The 16,761-nt window shown below is 56.3% G+C and carries 7 protein-coding genes and 1 pseudogene; 7 read left to right on the forward strand and 1 reads right to left on the reverse strand.

Annotated elements, in window-relative coordinates; all coding sequences use genetic code 11:
* Positions 1-56 precede the first annotated feature (56 nt).
* Positions 57-332, reverse strand: a complete 276-nt coding sequence (locus tag J4E42_RS23715) for a hypothetical protein (RefSeq protein WP_008044007.1) — start codon at positions 330-332, stop codon at positions 57-59.
* A gap of 292 nt (positions 333-624) precedes the next feature.
* On the opposite strand from J4E42_RS23715, the gene J4E42_RS23720 reads away from it, so the two are divergent.
* The 7 genes and pseudogenes from J4E42_RS23720 to J4E42_RS23750 all read left to right on the forward strand — a co-directional run bounded on the left by J4E42_RS23720 (position 625) and on the right by J4E42_RS23750 (position 16,697).
* Positions 625-2,331, forward strand: a complete 1,707-nt coding sequence (locus J4E42_RS23720) for a ShlB/FhaC/HecB family hemolysin secretion/activation protein (protein ID WP_008044006.1) — start codon at positions 625-627, stop codon at positions 2,329-2,331.
* 24 nt (positions 2,332-2,355) lie between these two features.
* Positions 2,356-11,262 (forward strand): hemagglutinin repeat-containing protein, encoded by an 8,907-nt coding sequence (locus J4E42_RS23725; RefSeq protein WP_207286304.1) that lies wholly within the window; start codon positions 2,356-2,358, stop codon positions 11,260-11,262.
* 10 nt (positions 11,263-11,272) lie between these two features.
* Positions 11,273-11,509 (forward strand): hypothetical protein, encoded by a 237-nt coding sequence (locus J4E42_RS23730; protein ID WP_207286305.1) that lies wholly within the window; start codon positions 11,273-11,275, stop codon positions 11,507-11,509.
* A gap of 1,151 nt (positions 11,510-12,660) precedes the next feature.
* Positions 12,661-13,020, forward strand: a complete 360-nt coding sequence (locus J4E42_RS23735; protein WP_207286306.1) for a DUF6124 family protein — start codon at positions 12,661-12,663, stop codon at positions 13,018-13,020.
* 56 nt (positions 13,021-13,076) lie between these two features.
* Positions 13,077-15,896, forward strand: a pseudogene (locus J4E42_RS23740) (DUF637 domain-containing protein); the annotation flags it as partial.
* A 9-nt stretch (positions 15,897-15,905) separates the two neighbouring features.
* Positions 15,906-16,109 carry a hypothetical protein gene (locus J4E42_RS23745; RefSeq protein ID WP_207286308.1) on the forward strand — a complete coding sequence of 68 codons (204 nt, stop codon included), beginning with the start codon at positions 15,906-15,908 and terminating at the stop codon, positions 16,107-16,109.
* 270 nt (positions 16,110-16,379) lie between these two features.
* Positions 16,380-16,697 carry a hypothetical protein gene (locus J4E42_RS23750; RefSeq protein ID WP_207286309.1) on the forward strand — a complete coding sequence of 106 codons (318 nt, stop codon included), beginning with the start codon at positions 16,380-16,382 and terminating at the stop codon, positions 16,695-16,697.
* Positions 16,698-16,761: the final 64 nt, after the last annotated feature.

Raw genomic sequence — 16,761 nt, forward strand, 5'->3', positions numbered from 1 at the left:
TTGGCGACTCGGTGTATCTGGTCAACCGAATCGCCAGCAAGCTGGCTCCTACAAGGTCAGCTTTCAGCTTTTTTATCTGCTGTTTCCAACTCCCTCAGACGCTGATCGATCAACTGGCACTTGTCCGGCAGATCCGCGCTGGCCGTGCCCAAATCCATTTTCTGCAGCTCATCGTTGATCTCCTTGGCCTTCTTCGGATTCTGCTCGGTGAGCTTGGCCACTTCCTTGGCCAGTTGTTCGCGTTTGGCGGTGGCCTCCTCGGGTGTGCAAGCCCAGGCGGGGAGGGCGCAAGCGAGGGTGGCGGCGAGGGTGAGTTTCAGCAAGGTTTTCATGGAATGGGCCTCGGTTCCGTTTTGGGCGGTTAATCGGTTGAGGCCACTCGGGACCTTAAAGTTCCGCTTGCTGCACACGGTGGAAACAGCGCTTGGGAATCGTCCTGTTGCCCTTGGTTTTTCTTCCGGCATGCGTTCAGAGGTTTCCTGCCGTTTCCCGGATTGGTCTGCTTCAGGCGATAGCGCTCATCGGTTTGCGTTTCCTGGCAGGATGAATAATTGACGTCAGGATAGTGGCCATCTAACATCGCGCCACTATTTTGCTATTACGCCCTAATTCGAGGGATCGAACATGTCTCTGCCCGCCCTCGTGGCGAGGTTGTGCCTGGCTTTGCTGTGCCTTTCTCCACTGAATCTCGCTCATGCCGCGCCCACTCCCGGTGAAACCGACCTCATCCGTGAACGCCAGGATCGTCTGCTCGAAGAGCAGCGTCGGCGCCTCGAAGAGCTTAAAGAGTTGCCCGGCAAGGAAGTGAAACCGGTCCAGCCCTCGGCACCTGCCGACAGCCGTTGCTTCCCTATCCAGGACATCGAACTCAAAGGCACCGACAGCCTTTCTGCCGGTGAACGCGAACGCTTGCTCAAGCCCTACATCGGCCAATGCCTGGGCGTCTCTCAGCTCAACGAATTGCTCAAGGTCATCACCACTCGCTACATCGAAAAAGGCCTGGTGACCAGCCGCGCTTACTTGCCGCAGCAGGACTTGTCCGGTGGGCATTTAAAAGTCTTGGTCGTTGAAGGGCGGCTTGAAGGTCTGAAAGGTGCGCAGGGCAGCCAACTCTCGGACCGCGAACTGGCCATGGCTTTTCCGGGCCAGAGTGGCGGATTGGTCAATCTGCGTGAAATTGAACAGATGGTTGATCAGCTCAACCGCTTGCCGTCGAATCAGGCGCAGATGGAATTGACCCCGGGCCAGAACGTCGGCGGCAGCGAAATCCTGGTCAAGAACACACCGCAAAAGCCTTGGCGCGTCGGGTTGTCGCGCAGCAACGACGGTCAGCGCAGCACCGGCGAGCAGCAGTGGCGCACGACGCTGGACTGGGACAGTCCGCTGGGGCTGGCCGATCAGTTGATGCTGCGCGGCGGTGGCGATGTGATGACCGATCACCAGCACACATCCAACAACGCAACGCTGTATTACAGCCTGCCGTGGGGCTGGTGGGACTTCAGTTACACCTACACCCAGAACGAGTACCGCACGCAGCTTGTCGCCAACGATTACCCCTTCAAGCTGACCGGTGACACCGAAAACCATCAGCTGCGGGCCGAGCGGGTGATCCACCGCGATGCCATGAGCAAGACCTCACTCAGCGCCGGCCTCTCTTATTTGCGCACCAACAACTTCATTGAAGACAGCAAGCTCAAGTTCAGCAGCAACCGGATTACCGAGTCGCAGTTCGGCATCAATCACGGTCGGCGCGTCGGCAGCGCGTTCGTCAACCTCGACCTGGGTATGCAGGAAGGCATCGGCGCACTCGATGCTCAGGGCAATGACCATCCCGCCCCCGGCGAGCCGGATGCGCGTTACCGCAAATACATGGCCGTCGCGTCCTACCTGCAACCGTTCAAGGTGTGGGGCGAGTCGTTCAGTTTCACCAGCCTGATGACCGGCCAGCGCAGTGAAGACGTGTTGTTCAGTCCGCAACGCACCAGCCTCGGCGGGCAATCGTCGATTCGTGGCTACAAGGACCAATCCTTGTCGGGCGACAGTGGCGGTTACTGGCGCAACGATCTGCGCTGGACCCGTCCAGTGAGCGCCGAATGGCTGCGCCCGGTGTTCGCTGAATACGGCACTAGCCTCGGTTACGACCAGGGCGTGATCCGCGGCAATCGTTTCAATGACGATCAGCACGGGCGCATGTCCAGCAACTCGGTGGAGCTGTTTGCACGCGGTCAGCATGTCGCCGCCAGCGTGACCTTCGCCCACTCCCTGGAACGCCCGGACACCCTGACCGAGCGTGAAGCGCCGATCTATTTCCGCGTGGATTTCTTCCTTTAATTTCGCTGCATCGAGACCTTCCACATGGACGTTCGCCAGTACGCTTTCCTCGCTCGCCAGTCTTCTGCCGTGGTGAAAACCCGCGAGCACTTCTGGGGTATGCCCAAGCGCGGATTGGCGTTCCTGCTGGCCAACGTCATGTTCTGGCAACCGCTGTGGGCGCAGGCCGACGGCATTGTGGTCGCTACGCCGGGCACTACGCTGGACAATGCCGGCAACGGCATGCAAATCGTCAACATCGCCACGCCCAATGGCAGCGGTCTGTCGCATAACCAGTTCCATGATTACAACGTCAGCGCCCAAGGGCTGATTCTCAACAACGGCTCGGCGCAGACTTCGCTCACGCAAATGGGCGGCATCATCATCGGTAACCCGAACCTGAAAAACAGCGGTTCGGCGCAGACGATCCTCAACGAAGTCATCGGCGGCAGCCCCAGCCAGTTGCGCGGTTACACCGAAGTGGCGGGGCAGTCGGCACACGTCATTGTCGCCAACCCCTATGGCATCACCTGCAACGGCTGCGGCTTCATCAACACCCCGCGCGTGACCTTGACCACCGGCAAACCGGTGCTTGATGGCGCGGGTCGCGTCGATCACTTCCAGGTCGATCAAGGCAGCATTGCCATCGAAGGTGCCGGGCTCAACGCGAGCAACATCGATCAGTTCGACCTCATCACCCGCTCGGCGACGATCAACGCCAACCTCTACGCAAAAAAACTTAACGTCATTACCGGGCGCAACAACGTCGACGCCACCAGCCTGTCGGCCAAGTCCCTGGCGGCGGATGGTTCCACAGCGCCAATGCTGGCAATCGACAGCAGCGCGCTCGGCGGCATGTACGCCGGTGCGATCAAACTGGTGGGCACCGAGCAGGGCGTGGGCGTCAAACTCGGCGGGGAGATGGCGACCAGTGCCGGTGATCTCAACCTCGACGTCAATGGCAAGCTGACACTGGCGACCACCGGCGCCAGCGGCGCGCTCACGGTCAAGGCGCAAAGTGTGCAAGCGGATGGGCCGCTGTACGCCGGCGGCAACCTGAACGTCACGGCCAGTGAAGACCTGTTCAATCAGAAGAGCATCGCTGCAGGCGGCAACGTGATGCTGGCCAGTAACGGCCAACTGACCAACCTCGGCATCATCGAAGCCGGGATCAATGCCGACAACACCCACAACCTGACGGGCGACGTGCAGATCGACGCCAAAAACCTGCGCAACGCGGGCCAGGTCATTGCTGCGCGCAAGCTCACCGCCAACGTCGAAAAAGACTTGGATAATCGCAAGGGGCTGATGAGCGCGAACGCGGCGCTCGCAAAAGTGACGGTCGGCGGACGGCTCGACAACACCGAAGGCACCCTTCAGGCAAAGACTGATCTGGTGGTCAGCGGCGCAACGGTCATCAACCAGAACGGTGCGATGCTCGGTAAGGCGGTCACCGTTACCGCCACCCACCTCGACAACAGCCAGCAGGGCCGCGTCGTGGCGGACAGCGGCGCGCTGACCGTGACGGTGGATCAAGCCGTCAACAACCAGCAGGGACGGCTGCAAGCCACCGCCGGTGATGTTGCACTCAAAGCCGGCAGCGTCGACAACCGCGCAGGTGTCGTAGTCGGGCAAAAAGTGGCAGTGACCACCACGTCAGGCAATCTGGACAACCGCGCCGGGCAAGTGCTTGGCAACCGTCTGGAGGTCGACGCCAAAACCGCCGTTGATAACCGTGACAGCGGCCAACTGCTTGCGGGCAGCGACGGCTTGAAACTGAAAGCCAAAGGGCTACAGAACCAACAAGGCAACATCACCGCCGGCGGTAGCCACGCTGAACTCGATTTGGGTCAGGGCCGTCTGGACAACCAGTCGGGCACCCTCAGCGCGAGCAGCGTCAGCCTGACCGCGGGTGACGTCGATAACAGTGGCGGCAGCCTTGTCAGCCTGGCAGGCAACCTGCAATTGACGGTGGATCGTCTGATCAACCAGGGCGGCTTGATCGAAGCCAGCCAGAAGTTGCAGCTCGATGGGCAGAGCCTGGACAACAGTGCCGGGGGCCGACTGCTTGCGCACTTCGGTGATTTGAGTCGAATCGCCCTGCAAAACGAACTGGATAACCGTGGCGGACACATCGCCATCGGCAGCGACAACTTCGTCCTGCAGGCCAGCACCTTGCGCAACGGCGCCGGGCAGATCGAACACGCGGCCACCGGTCAGTTCAGCGTGAACTCCGCCAGCCTGTTCAGTGCCCAGGGCCGCTTGGTCGGTCTCGGCAGTGGCGACTGGAACATCACAAACGTCGACGGTATCGGCCTTTGGCATGTCAACGGTGCGCTGGATATCAGCGGCCTGCAAAGCATCGCCCTGCAAGCCGGTGACCGCATCGCCAGCGCCAGCAGCCTGAGCCTGGATGCGGTCAGCCTGAGCAATGCCGGCGAGTTGCTCAGCGACGGCGACCTCACGCTCAAGCTGTCCGGCAACCTGACAAACCAAGGGCTGATTTCGACCCAGCAGGCGTTGAAAATCAAAGCGGTCAACGTGACCCAGAACGACGGCCGAATCGCCAGTGCCGGCAACGGCGAACTGGTCCTGAGCGGCACGCTCGACAACCTCGGCCGGTTGACCTCCAGCGCCAATCTGAGCGTCGTCGCCGACCGCATCGACAACGGCGGCACCCTTGGCGCGCAACAGCTACTCACCCTCAGCGCTACCCGAGACATCAACAACCGGGCGGACAGCCTGATCTTCAGCGGCGCCGACATGACCTTGCGCGCCGACAGCCTGCTCAACCGCTACGCCGACTTCTACAGCAAAGGAAAACTCAGCTTCGCGGCCCGTGATGGCGGCAAGGCCAGCCAGTTGATCAACCGTTCCGGCAGCATCGAAAGCGCCAGTGACATCAACATCAAGGTGCGCGAGCTGACCAACGAAAAGGCCGAATTCGAAGCCACCCAAAGCATCGCCAGCCGCCGCATCGTGATCAACTGCACCGATTGCAGCGGCGGTACTCACTCCGGCTATTACATCGTCCGCACCCTTTACGAAGGCAGCATTCTCAAGGACTCCCCAGCGTCGCGACTGCTGGCTAACCAGGACCTGCTGCTAGACGCGGTCACCGTCACCAACGGCCAGAGCCTGCTGGCCGCCAACCGCCACACGACCATCACGGCCAGCAATTTTTATAACCGTGGCTTCACCCTCGACAATCGCGAAGAGAACATCAACTACTTCCTCGACGGTGTCAGCAAGAGTGCCTACCGGGTCACCGAGGCCGCGACCAACGCCTGGAACGACAGCTACGCCGGGCAGCCACTCGCCAGTCAGGCGCCGATTCCGATCGAGGTGACGAAATACCCGATCGAGAACATCACCAACACCATCATGCCCGGCAACAACACGACCCATGTCGGCACCGTGCAGGCCGGTGGCGCGCTGAAACTGAACGTCAGCGGTGAGCTGGTCAACGGCAGCCTCACCAACCAGGGGAACGCCCAACTCATCGGCGCCACCCTCGACAGCCAGGCCTTTGGCGCCGGTGGCCAGCAAATAATCCTGGCCAGCCCGGTGGGCAGCCCGGGCCCGTTGAAGGACGTCAAACGCATTGAAACCGTCGCTGTCGACGGCAGCGTAAAAGTCAGCTTTGTCCCGGTCGATTTTACCGGCGCAGCCTTCGTCGGCATCGACCCGACCTCGCTCCCGAGTTTCCGCCTGCCTCAAGGCAGTTACGGCCTGTTCACCCAGAGCCGCAACCCGGCCAACAAATACCTGATCGAAACCAACCCCTCGTTCGTCGACCTCTCGAAGTTCATGAGCTCGGACTACTTGATCGGCAAGCTGGGTTACGACCCCGACCAGGCCGCGCGCCGACTGGGCGACGGCCGCTACGAAACCCGACTGATTGCCGACGCCGTGCGCGCCCAGACCGGCCAGCGCTTCCTCGCCGACGGCCTGAGCAGCGACTACGAGCAATTCCAGTACCTGATGGACAACGCCATCAGCAGCAAAAACGCCCTGAACCTGAGCGTCGGCGTCATGCTGACCTCGCAGCAGGTGGCCGCCCTGACCCACGACATCGTCTGGATGGAAGAACGGGTCATCAACGGCGAAACCGTGCTGGTGCCGGTGCTGTACCTGGCCAAAGTCGACTCGCGAAATCTGCGCGGCGGCAGCCTGATTCAAGGGCGCAACGTAGAGATAATCACCGGCGGCGATCTGAAAAACGTCGGGACATTGCGCGCCAGTGAAGACCTCAGCGCCTTGAGCGGCGGCAGCATCTTGCAGGGCGGCCTGGCACAGGCCAACGCCAACCTGACCCTGCTGGCGCAAGACAGCATCCGCAACGCCATGGCCGGGGAAATCCGCGCCGACAAGGTCAACCTCACCAGCCTCAAAGGCGACATCGTCAACGACCGCACCGCCACGGCATTCAACATCGGCGCCGGCAGCGCCACGCAGGTCGATGCCGGCAGCAGCATCAGCGCCGGTTCAAAACTGACGATCAACGCGGCGAACAACCTGACCAGCAAAGGCCAGATCAGCAGCGGCGGCGATGCCACGTTGACCGCCGGCAACGACATCAACCTGCTCGCAGTGGAAGACCGCACCGTCACCCGTGACGCCCTGCGTCGCGGCCTGCGCACCGAAGAAACCCTCACCCAGTTGGGCTCCAGCGTAACCGCAGCGGGCAACCTGACCCTGCACGCCGGTCGCGACCTCAACGCCGTCGCCAGCAAGGCCAGTGCTGGAAAGGACTTGAACGCCAGCGCCGACGGCGACATCAACCTGATCTCGGCCGAGGACGAACACAACCTTGAGAGCCGCTACAAGAAGGGCAACAAAAAGGTTCATGAGATCGATGACCAGACTCGTCAGGTAGCCAGCGAGTTTAGTGCGGGGGGGAATCTGTCCGTTAAGGCCGCAGGGGATGTAACGCTGTTGGCCAGTAACTTGAGTGCCGGGAATGAGGCCTATCTGGCCGCCGGGAAGGATTTGCTGATTAGGGCAGCACAGGACGAAGACTACCGCTTCTTCAACCAGACCAAGAAAACCTCGTCGAGCAAAAAGAGCCTGCTTGAAGAGATTTTCAGCACGACCAGCGTCGGGAGTTCGGTGACGGCTCAGGGCAAAACCGTGTTACTCGCCGGCAACAACCTGCTGGTCGAAGGCAGCAATGTCATCTCCGAGAAAAGTGGCGTCAGCCTGGTTGCCGGCAATGATGTGAAGATTGTGGCTGCCACTGATTCAACCAGCATGCGTCATGAAAGCAGCTCAAGCAAAAGCAGTTGGGGCGGTTTTAAGTCGAGCAAGGTCAAGGATCAGGTTTCCGAGACGCAAACCAATGCTGTCGGCAGCATGATCTCGGGTAATACCGTGGATGTTGCCGCCAAGCGCGACGCCATAATTACCGGCTCATCCCTGGTCAGTACCCAGGATCTGACCGTACAGGCCGGGCGCGACCTGACAATCAATGCAGCAGAAAACACCTTTACCCGTGATGAACGCCATAAGGAAAAGAATCGCGATCTGACCGGTGTACTGACGGGCAATAAGCTCGGCGTCGATGACATTACCGGCAACCAGCACCTGTCGGTCAGCAGTCAGAATCACACCGGCAAGTCTGCGCAAACCACGCTGACGGGGAGCACCATCGGCTCCAGCGAGGGCAATGTCAGCCTCACCAGTGGTCGCGAACTGAGCGTGATTGCCAGCGACCTCGTCAGCACCAAGAACATGAGCCTGATCGGGGCCAAGGTGACCATCGCTGCCGGCATGGAAAGCGCGAGTCAGAGCAGTACCGACAAGTCGAGCAGTTTAGCGGTAGGCCGGGTCATAGGCGGCATGGTCCTCGATACGGTCAATACGATTCGCAGTTCAGTAAAAGCGGCCAACAGCGCAGACGATCCGCGACTCAAAGCGGTGAAGCTGGCTCAGGCGGTAATGGCGCTCAACGATCTGGGAAGCATGGCCGGTGATACCGAAAATGCGGGTTCGGACTATGCAAACAAACAGGGGAGTGCCAGTAACGGATCTCTGATCAAGATCGGCACCGAACTGGCAAACACCCACAGCAAAAGCACCAGCGAGTACGCCAGTCGGACTGCCAAGCAAAGCACGATCAATGCTGGCAAAAGCTTGTTGATCATCGCCGATGGCGGCGTGCCGGGAACGGCGGGTGATATTCATGTTATAGGCAGCAGCTTGAAGGCCGCCGATACCGTATTGCTGGCGAAAGACAACATCATTCTGGAGAGCGCACAGAACACCGCCGACTGGGCTAACAACAACAGCAACAACAAAACCGCCATCGGTGCCAGCTTCAACCTGGGTGAGCAGAATGGATTTACCCTCGACCTGGGCGCTTCCATCGCCAAGAGCATGGGCACCGGCAGCTCGGTCACCCAAGTCAACACCACGCTGGAGACCGGCACTCTTTCATTGCACAGCGGGCAGGACACCACCCTGGCTGGCGCGCAAGTCCGTGCCGACAGCATCAAAGCGTTAGTTGACGGCAACCTCAACATTACCTCGCGCCAGGACACCGAGAGCCAGAAAAACAAACAAGGCAGTGCCGGTTTCGGCGCCAGTATTTGTATTCCACCCTTCTGTTATGGCTCAACGGTAGCGGCGTCTGTAAACCTCGCTGCGAGCAACATGAACAGCGACTACAAGGCTGTGACAGACCAGAGCGGTTTGTTCGCCGGGAAGGGCGGTTACGACATCACTGTCGGTAAAAACACCGCCCTTCAAGGTGCGGTGATTGCCAGTGAGGCCTCGGCAGACAAGAACCTGCTCAGCACCGATCGCTTGTTCGTCAGCGACATCAAAAACACCAGCGAGATCAGCGCCCAATCGGCAGGCCTTACGGTGTCCTATGGCAGCTATGCCGGTTCGAGCCTGGGCGGTAGCGTTCCGCTGTCACTGAAAGATTCGGAGCACAGCAGCACCCGCAGCGCGGTCAGCGAAGGCACCATCATCGTGCGCAACGCTGAAGGTGCGAATGATCTGGTTGGATTGAATCGCGATACCGAAAACGCCAATCAGGCGCTGGACAAGCCTGATGAAAAAGCCATGCAGGAGCGCATAGAACTTGTCCAGAGCACGGTTAAGCTCGCGCAAAACATCATCGACAAAATGGCCAACGCCCAGCAGCAAGCGGCGTTGGACAAAGCCAATTCGGCGCCGACCGAAAAGGAGCGCGATGCCGCGCGTGATGATTACGATAGCTGGGGTGTGGGAGGCGATAAACGCTTTATGGCGGACATCGCTGCGGGCTTGATTGCGGCAGGCATGGGGAGTGTGGGGGGGGCGACGGCGGTAGGTTTGGTCGCTAATACCACGGCGGCAGATACCTACAAAAAGATAGGCGACTATGCCGATCAACAATTAGCGGATGCGATACACAGAGAAGACAAAAACCTACAAGCGGCATGGGTCGAAGGTGGCTCAGCACGTGTCTTGTTGCACAGCTTGGCGGGCGCAGTACAAGGCTTGTCCAGTGGCACGGTCGCGAATGGAGCCCTGAGCGCGGGCGCGTCGGCGGCAATTATGCCTGCGTTGGACAAGGTGCTGAAAAGTTACGACATTGGACTGGCAAGCCGAGATGCGTTTGGCACTTTAATCGCCGCAGGATTGGGGGCGGCAGCCGGAGGTGGTGGTTCGATTGCGCAGATGAGCGGTGCTGCAATTGCTTCCAATGTTGAGCGGTACAACCGTCAGATACACCCTATAGAAATTCCGTGGATTAAGGCGCAAGCGGAAGCATTGGCCAAGGACGCTGGTATCACAGAAGCCGAGGCTGAGAAACGATTGGCCAGAGCGTTGGTGTACTACACCGATGCCGGCTGGCGTAAGGTCATTGACTCCAAATCGTCGGTACCCGATGACATCACCCTCAAGCATTTAGGCACTGCATTAGCGCCGTTGGCGGATAGTTATGATGTCATTGCAACGGTCAACGGTTTTCCCGTGCCCGGAGACAAAAAGAGCTACACGCCAGAAGAAACCGTTCGTCTGCTTCAAAATTACGCCGTCACTCATCCAGAGGCGTATGCGAATAACCGTCTTAACGGCGAGTATCTGAATCCAAACTTCAATTTCTTTCCGACAACTGAGGACTATCGTAACCAGGATTTTTATAACAAAAATCTGAATTTCCGTGACGGTATCGGCGGTTTCCTTGCCGGTTCAATCACAGGGTTGCCGAAAGGGTATTGGGACGCCGCTGCGGGAGCTGCCTCCAATTTCTGGGCGCTGGGCGGTAGCCTTTTTAACCAGCCCGCGGACACGATGAGTCAGGTCGCCAACGGTCTATTGTTCTCGATGGCAAGCCCCGATAGGCTGTTCAACAGCTACCGTGATAACAAGAATGACGTAGAAATACTGTCCTATCTGTATCAGTTGCAGGGCGACACTTCTGCTAGCGCGGCGGTTCGAGCTAAATATGATGCGGAAATGGCAATTAATCTGTTGCCGGCGGGGCGGATTGGTAAGCTGGGTGAGGTTGGTGCGGAGGCGAACTGGTTAAATGCTACTGGTGCAGATAGGAGCGGCAAGGCATATACCACTGGCGCTCGCGAAATCTCAGTCGAGGAATATCTGAAGCGCGAACAATGGGCGGGAGATCAATACGAAAATATCCGGGCTTCTACTACGGATGTTTCCGATATTGCTAAGAGTTTAGGTGTTCCAGAGTTTCAAGTTGAAAAGGTAAAGGAGCATCTGTTCTTCAATGATCATATAATGCGTGATGGAAGTGTAGGGCGTTTTGATCCTGATGCAGGTATCGCTGACGCATGGTCTAGATTCCAAAATGGAACCTACAAGGCAGAAGACGTCCAGTTGTTTAAACATGAGTATTTTGAAGCTAGATTTGAAGGCATTTTTAAAGTTGACTATGGTGTTTCGCATGACAAAACACAGATTCGGTACCCGAGTCCACTAGGAAACTGAGAGAGGTTGTATGGCATTTTATATTGAAATGGATAAAGTTGCAGAAACTGAAGAGTATGTTGAATACACGTTCGGTAGGGGTCTTGAGATTGGAGTAATCCGGCTTGGGAAGAAGGATGGAACTATTCATGTGTTGAAAGAGTGCCCTCTCGATATGAAAGGAGAATGGTCTCAAAGAGCTGCTATGAAGCTAATTCGTCTTATGAGAAGTGGTGATTTTCCCGAGAGAACTCAGTGGGCTTCTTGACGAAAGAATGAATGGAAGAGGACGTGTTTTTGCTATGCGTAGATAACGGGTACAGACCACATTTTTGAGAGGTGAAGGGGGCAGGCGACATGTCCTGAGGTATATTTTGATTATGCTGAAATGATAGGGGATGAAATTACGCTCAGTCCCAAGGCGCAGGAATAATTACTATAAAAGGTCGCTATGCATCTCCGGAAGGGTCTTTGCTTGGAACTGGCAGCGTTAATAATATAAATCAAAGTTTTTCTTTTGGATTTTTAGCAGCTAGGGATGGGTTGAAGGAGTTTTTAAAGGGGGGGGTGAAAACTCGACGATCTCTTTTAAAAAGGATGAAAAGTATAGAGGGCTTAGGACGGGGGTGCGTTTATGAGGCTGCTAAAGAGGGGTGAGTCCTGTTTTCGATTAATCTGCAATATGGACAGATAGATGTGCATGTAGAAGGTTTCTCCTTTATGGAGAGTGACGTTGAGTGCAAAATATTGTTTGCCGATATTTCTAGTATTCATAGCCACTTGGATGTGGAGTCTTTTTCGAATGCAGTCGTTCAGGGTACTTGGATTTTTACGTTTCGTTAGATGTAGAGTATGGGTTGTTTCACTCGTCGTTATCTATACCATTCTTGACGTACTCTAATGTTATGAATATTTTGGTTGGGCTTGGGGAGGACTGGATGAAGCAGGTCTCTTCTAGTGGTTAGTTGCGCCAGCTGAGTGGTATATGAGGGGGCGCCATAGGTGGATCATTCAAGTTCGAAAAACGTCGTGGGTTTTGTGCGTTATCTCGCTCTTCCATTTGGTCGTGAAATGATGCTTGTTTAAAAGTGCTCAGCGTTACGTCCTGAAAGCTACAAGACCTTGCGCCGTTGCCTACGGTTACGCCAGAATCCGCCGGCTTGTGTGCCTTGACCCTGAACTCTATTGTTTCCCTGCCACTGCCCATCAGTGGTCGGGTTTAGTAGCTCGTGGTGTTTTCAGTTAGGTGTTCAAGCTCTGTCAGGCAGGTAGTTCCCTACCTATCCTTGATGGTGGCTGTGCGCAGGGCGCTTCGGCGCGCCGGTAAATGCTGATACTCCCCGGTCTACTAACCTGTGCACAGCCGCCACCCTTCTTTTAGTAGAGAAGTATTGGCGGCTCCTTCAGGAGTATCAGCAAATGATAAAGCCTACACCGAATCCGCCAGATACCGATCCGGCATCCCCGTACGAACCCGATTCAAACAAACTCAACGAGGCCGCCGAGCGGGCTCTCGATTATCACTTTCCGTCGGCTGCCGACATCAAAGCTACCCCGCGTACACCCAGCACCCTATTTACTGTGGATCCAGAGGTCACGACCGAAACCCTGGCGGTTTTTTTGGTTGAGACGCTGGCCTCGGTCGATGTGATGGTCCATCACTTGGTGGACCTTCTCGATGGTGGAGCGCGTAATGCCCTGCTGGGCATCTCCAACAGCATCATGCTGGCGGAGATCACGGCTAATCGGATGTTGGATCAGATAGACCCAACTGAGTAGGTCCGGGCCACTGTGGCAAGGGGACCGCCCCTTGCCACAGAAACGATCTTCTTTTGAATGGTTCGATTACTGCAATTGAAGTAATTGGAGGCAGGGAGCGTCGTTCGCACCCTTTACGAGACCGCACCGCCACGACCTTCAACATCGGCGCCGGCAGCGCCACGCAGGTCGATGCCGGCAGCAGCATCAGCGCCGGTTCAAAACTGACGATCAACGCGGCGAACAACCTGACCAGCAAAGGCCGGATCAGCAGCGGCGGCGATGCCACGTTGACCGCCGGCAACGACATCAACCTGCTCGCAGTGGAAGACCGCACCGTCACCCGCGACGCCCTGCGTCGCGGCCTGCGCACCGAAGAAACCCTCACCCAGTTGGGCTCCAGCGTAACCGCCGCGGGCAACCTGACCCTGCACGCCGGTCGCGACCTCAACGCCGTCGCCAGCAAGGCCAGTGCCGGAAAGGACCTGAACGCCAGCGCCGACGGCGACATCAACCTGATCTCGGCCGAGGACGAACACAACCTTGAGAGCCGCTACAAGAAGGGCAACAAAAAGGTTCATGAGATCGATGACCAGACTCGTCAGGTAGCCAGCGAGTTTAGTGCGGGGGGGAACCTGTCGGTCAAAGCCGCAGGGGATGTAACGCTGCGGGCCAGTAACCTGACAGCAGGCAACGAGGCCTACGTTTACGCCGGCAACAACCTCAACGTGCTCGCGGCGGAAAACAGGGATTACACGCTGTATGACATGACGGCCAAAGGCGCATTTGGGGCGAAGAAAACCAAGCGTGATGAAGTGACGGATGTGAAATATGTCGGCAGTCACATCACCAGCGGAGGGAACCTGACGCTGGAGAGTGGCGGGGATCAGTTGTATCAGGTGGCCAAGCTTGAGAGTGGCAAGGACATTACGCTGGACAGTGGTGGGAGCATCACGTTTGAGGCGGTGAAGGACCTGCATGATGAAAGCCACACCAAGAGTGATAACGACGCTTTCTGGAACTCATCCAAAGGCAAGGGCAATACCGACGAGACATTGCGCCAGACCCAGATGATTGCCAAAGGCAACATCGTGATCAAAGCGGTCGACGGTCTGAAGATCGACATCAAACAGGTTGATCAGCAAACCGTCAGTCAGACCATTGATGCGATGGTCCAGGCTGATCCGCAATTGGCTTGGCTGAAGCAGGCGGAGGCACGGGGGGATGTTGACTGGAGGCAGGTCAAGGAAATCCATGAGTCGTTCAAGTACAACAACTCGGGGTTAGGCCCCGCGTCGCAGTTGATCATTGCCATTGCCTTGGCGGCCGTGATGGGGCCGATGATGGTTGGCATGAACGCGATGTTGCAGGCGGTTGCGGTGAGTGCCGCGACGAAGGCCACCGTCAGTACCATCGACAACCGGGGCAATCTCGGGAAAGTCATCAAAGACGTTACTTCGAAGGACAGTATCAAAGGCTATGTGACGGCCGCTGCAACAGCGGGCGTTATGCAAGGACTTAAGTACGATCCGAGAGCAGTGGGGCTCGATGCCAAGAGCATGCGGGTTGTGGCCATCAAGATAACTGCGGATGCGCTGATCAAGACGGCTGTTTACGGAGGCAGCCTCAAGGACAATCTTGCTAGCTCAGCTGTGAGCGTTGCAGCGAACATCGGTGGCGCGATCGGAGCCGGAAAGATTGGGAATATGGTCCGCGCAGACGGTGGAATTGAGAAGATTCTCCTGCATGCGGGGTTGGGTGGTTTGTTGGCCGAAGTTATGGGAGGGGATTTCCGTACCGGGGCGCTGGCGGGTGGAGCTAACGAACTGTTGGTTGGGCTGCTCGGTGACAAGCTCTTGCCTTCCAACCTTGTTCAAGGTTCCGCGGATTACAACCAGGCCCAAGCTAATCTTCTGGCGCTTTCGCAAATTGTCGGTGTATTAGGTGCAGTGGCGACAGGTGGGGATGTCGGAATAGCAGCCACCGTGGCGGCCAATGCGACACAGAACAACTACCTGAGCCACAGCCAACTGCAGCGGGCCGCCAGAAAACTCAGCACCTGCACGACGACCGCTGATTGCGAGAGCATTGCTCAAGAGTTCAGGGAGATCAGTAAAGAGCAGGATATCGAAGCCATCAAGAACTGCGTGTTTGCAGTTGAACTTTGTCGTCCTACATCTCTGGATCACGCCAATACCATGGCTGACCTGAACAAGGTGTATGACGCATTAGGTGATGGCTCTCAAGCTGCTCAAAACGCGCTGAAGTCGCTAATCAGCGAAAACCACGACTTTCAGCAGATATTGACCATGGCAACAACTGGTCATTCCGCCGATGCGCTGGCAGGAGCGATGCAAGCCAAGTGGAACCTTACTAACGAACAAACAGAGGTTCTAAGGGACAACTTGGGCATGATTGCTGCTGCCGGTGCTGGTTTGGCGGCGGCTGGTGGTAAGGCTATAATTGGCTCCTTGAAGCCAGCGACAGGTACAAAAGCGACTACGATACCGCATACGCCACTAGCTGGTCCTACTGAAAACTGGAAAACCTTTGTTAATGCTGAAAAGCAGATTCAACTGGAGGCAGGTGCTGGGCAGCGTGTAGATCAAGTTATCAATGAAACTCTATCCGGTAAGAAAAATTTCACGAGTTCTATGACGCTCACAACCGATGAGGCCCTATCAGCAGGGCAGAAATATCTCGGTCCTGAGTACAGGGAAATCGGTAAGCCTGGATCTGGGGTGTTCCATAGCGCTGATGGCACCAAGGAATTCCGTATCGACTCAGGATCTATATCAGGAGCACACGCTCCAGGAGTTCCGCATGTGCATTTTGGAGTTAAAGACCCTGTGACTGGAGAATATATTTCTAACAATCATGTTCCCTATGCGGACTAGGATGTAAATATGTCTATCGTTCGGAAGGGTATTGTTGTCGCTGGCGAATATTCTGGCTGGAATATTTTTGTTGATGATGACCGTGATGGCGACACTGGTGGGTATTATCTTTACTTGAAAAAAAGTGATGCTGAGGGGTTTGATTACTGGTTTGAACATGAGGTTGGGCTTCAAGCCCAACTAGTTGGTTTTGAAGTGGATTGGATAGATTAGTATATTTAATGAGCATTATTTTTAGTTTGCCTTTGGTGCAAAAGGTGCAGGCGGGAGTGCTCTTCCAAACAGAGTTCCGGCTGTAGGTGTGCTAGATGATAGTGTCTTCGCACAAGTGTTAGCGAAGCCCACAAAAGCATTCGGTGAAGAAGGACAAAGTATTTATTCACCAGCAGCTGTGTGGGGTAACGTGGTCTGTCCCCATTTTTTCCTTGACTACTCGATCAATGGAACAAAAATGCGTAAGTCATTCAGGAATGAGGCCGGGCAATGAGCATTGAGCAACAAGTACAAGTCTTGAATTCGCTCACGCAGATTATGCATGATTCTGCGAGTGGGCAGTACGAAGAGATCCGCTGTGAATTTGAGTATGAGGTTTACGATGGAGGATGGTCTGTAGGTTCTAAATACTCATTTGTTCGCGATGGCTTGTTCTTTAGCGAGCTTTTAGATGACCCTGAAGATAGAGTTTCTAGTCATGTGCATAAGCTGCACGAACTGATGAAGTCGCACACGGGTGGCGATTGGAAAAAATTTGTATTGGTTATCGATCCTAGTGGTAAAGCGAATTCCAAATTCACCTATTAAGTTAGGGCAAAAGGCGCAGGTGGGATTGCTTGTCCAAACAGCGTTCCGGCTTTAAGTGTGTTAA

Source organism: Pseudomonas sp. FW300-N2A2 (genome assembly GCF_017351735.1).
Taxonomy (GTDB): domain Bacteria; phylum Pseudomonadota; class Gammaproteobacteria; order Pseudomonadales; family Pseudomonadaceae; genus Aquipseudomonas; species Aquipseudomonas migulae.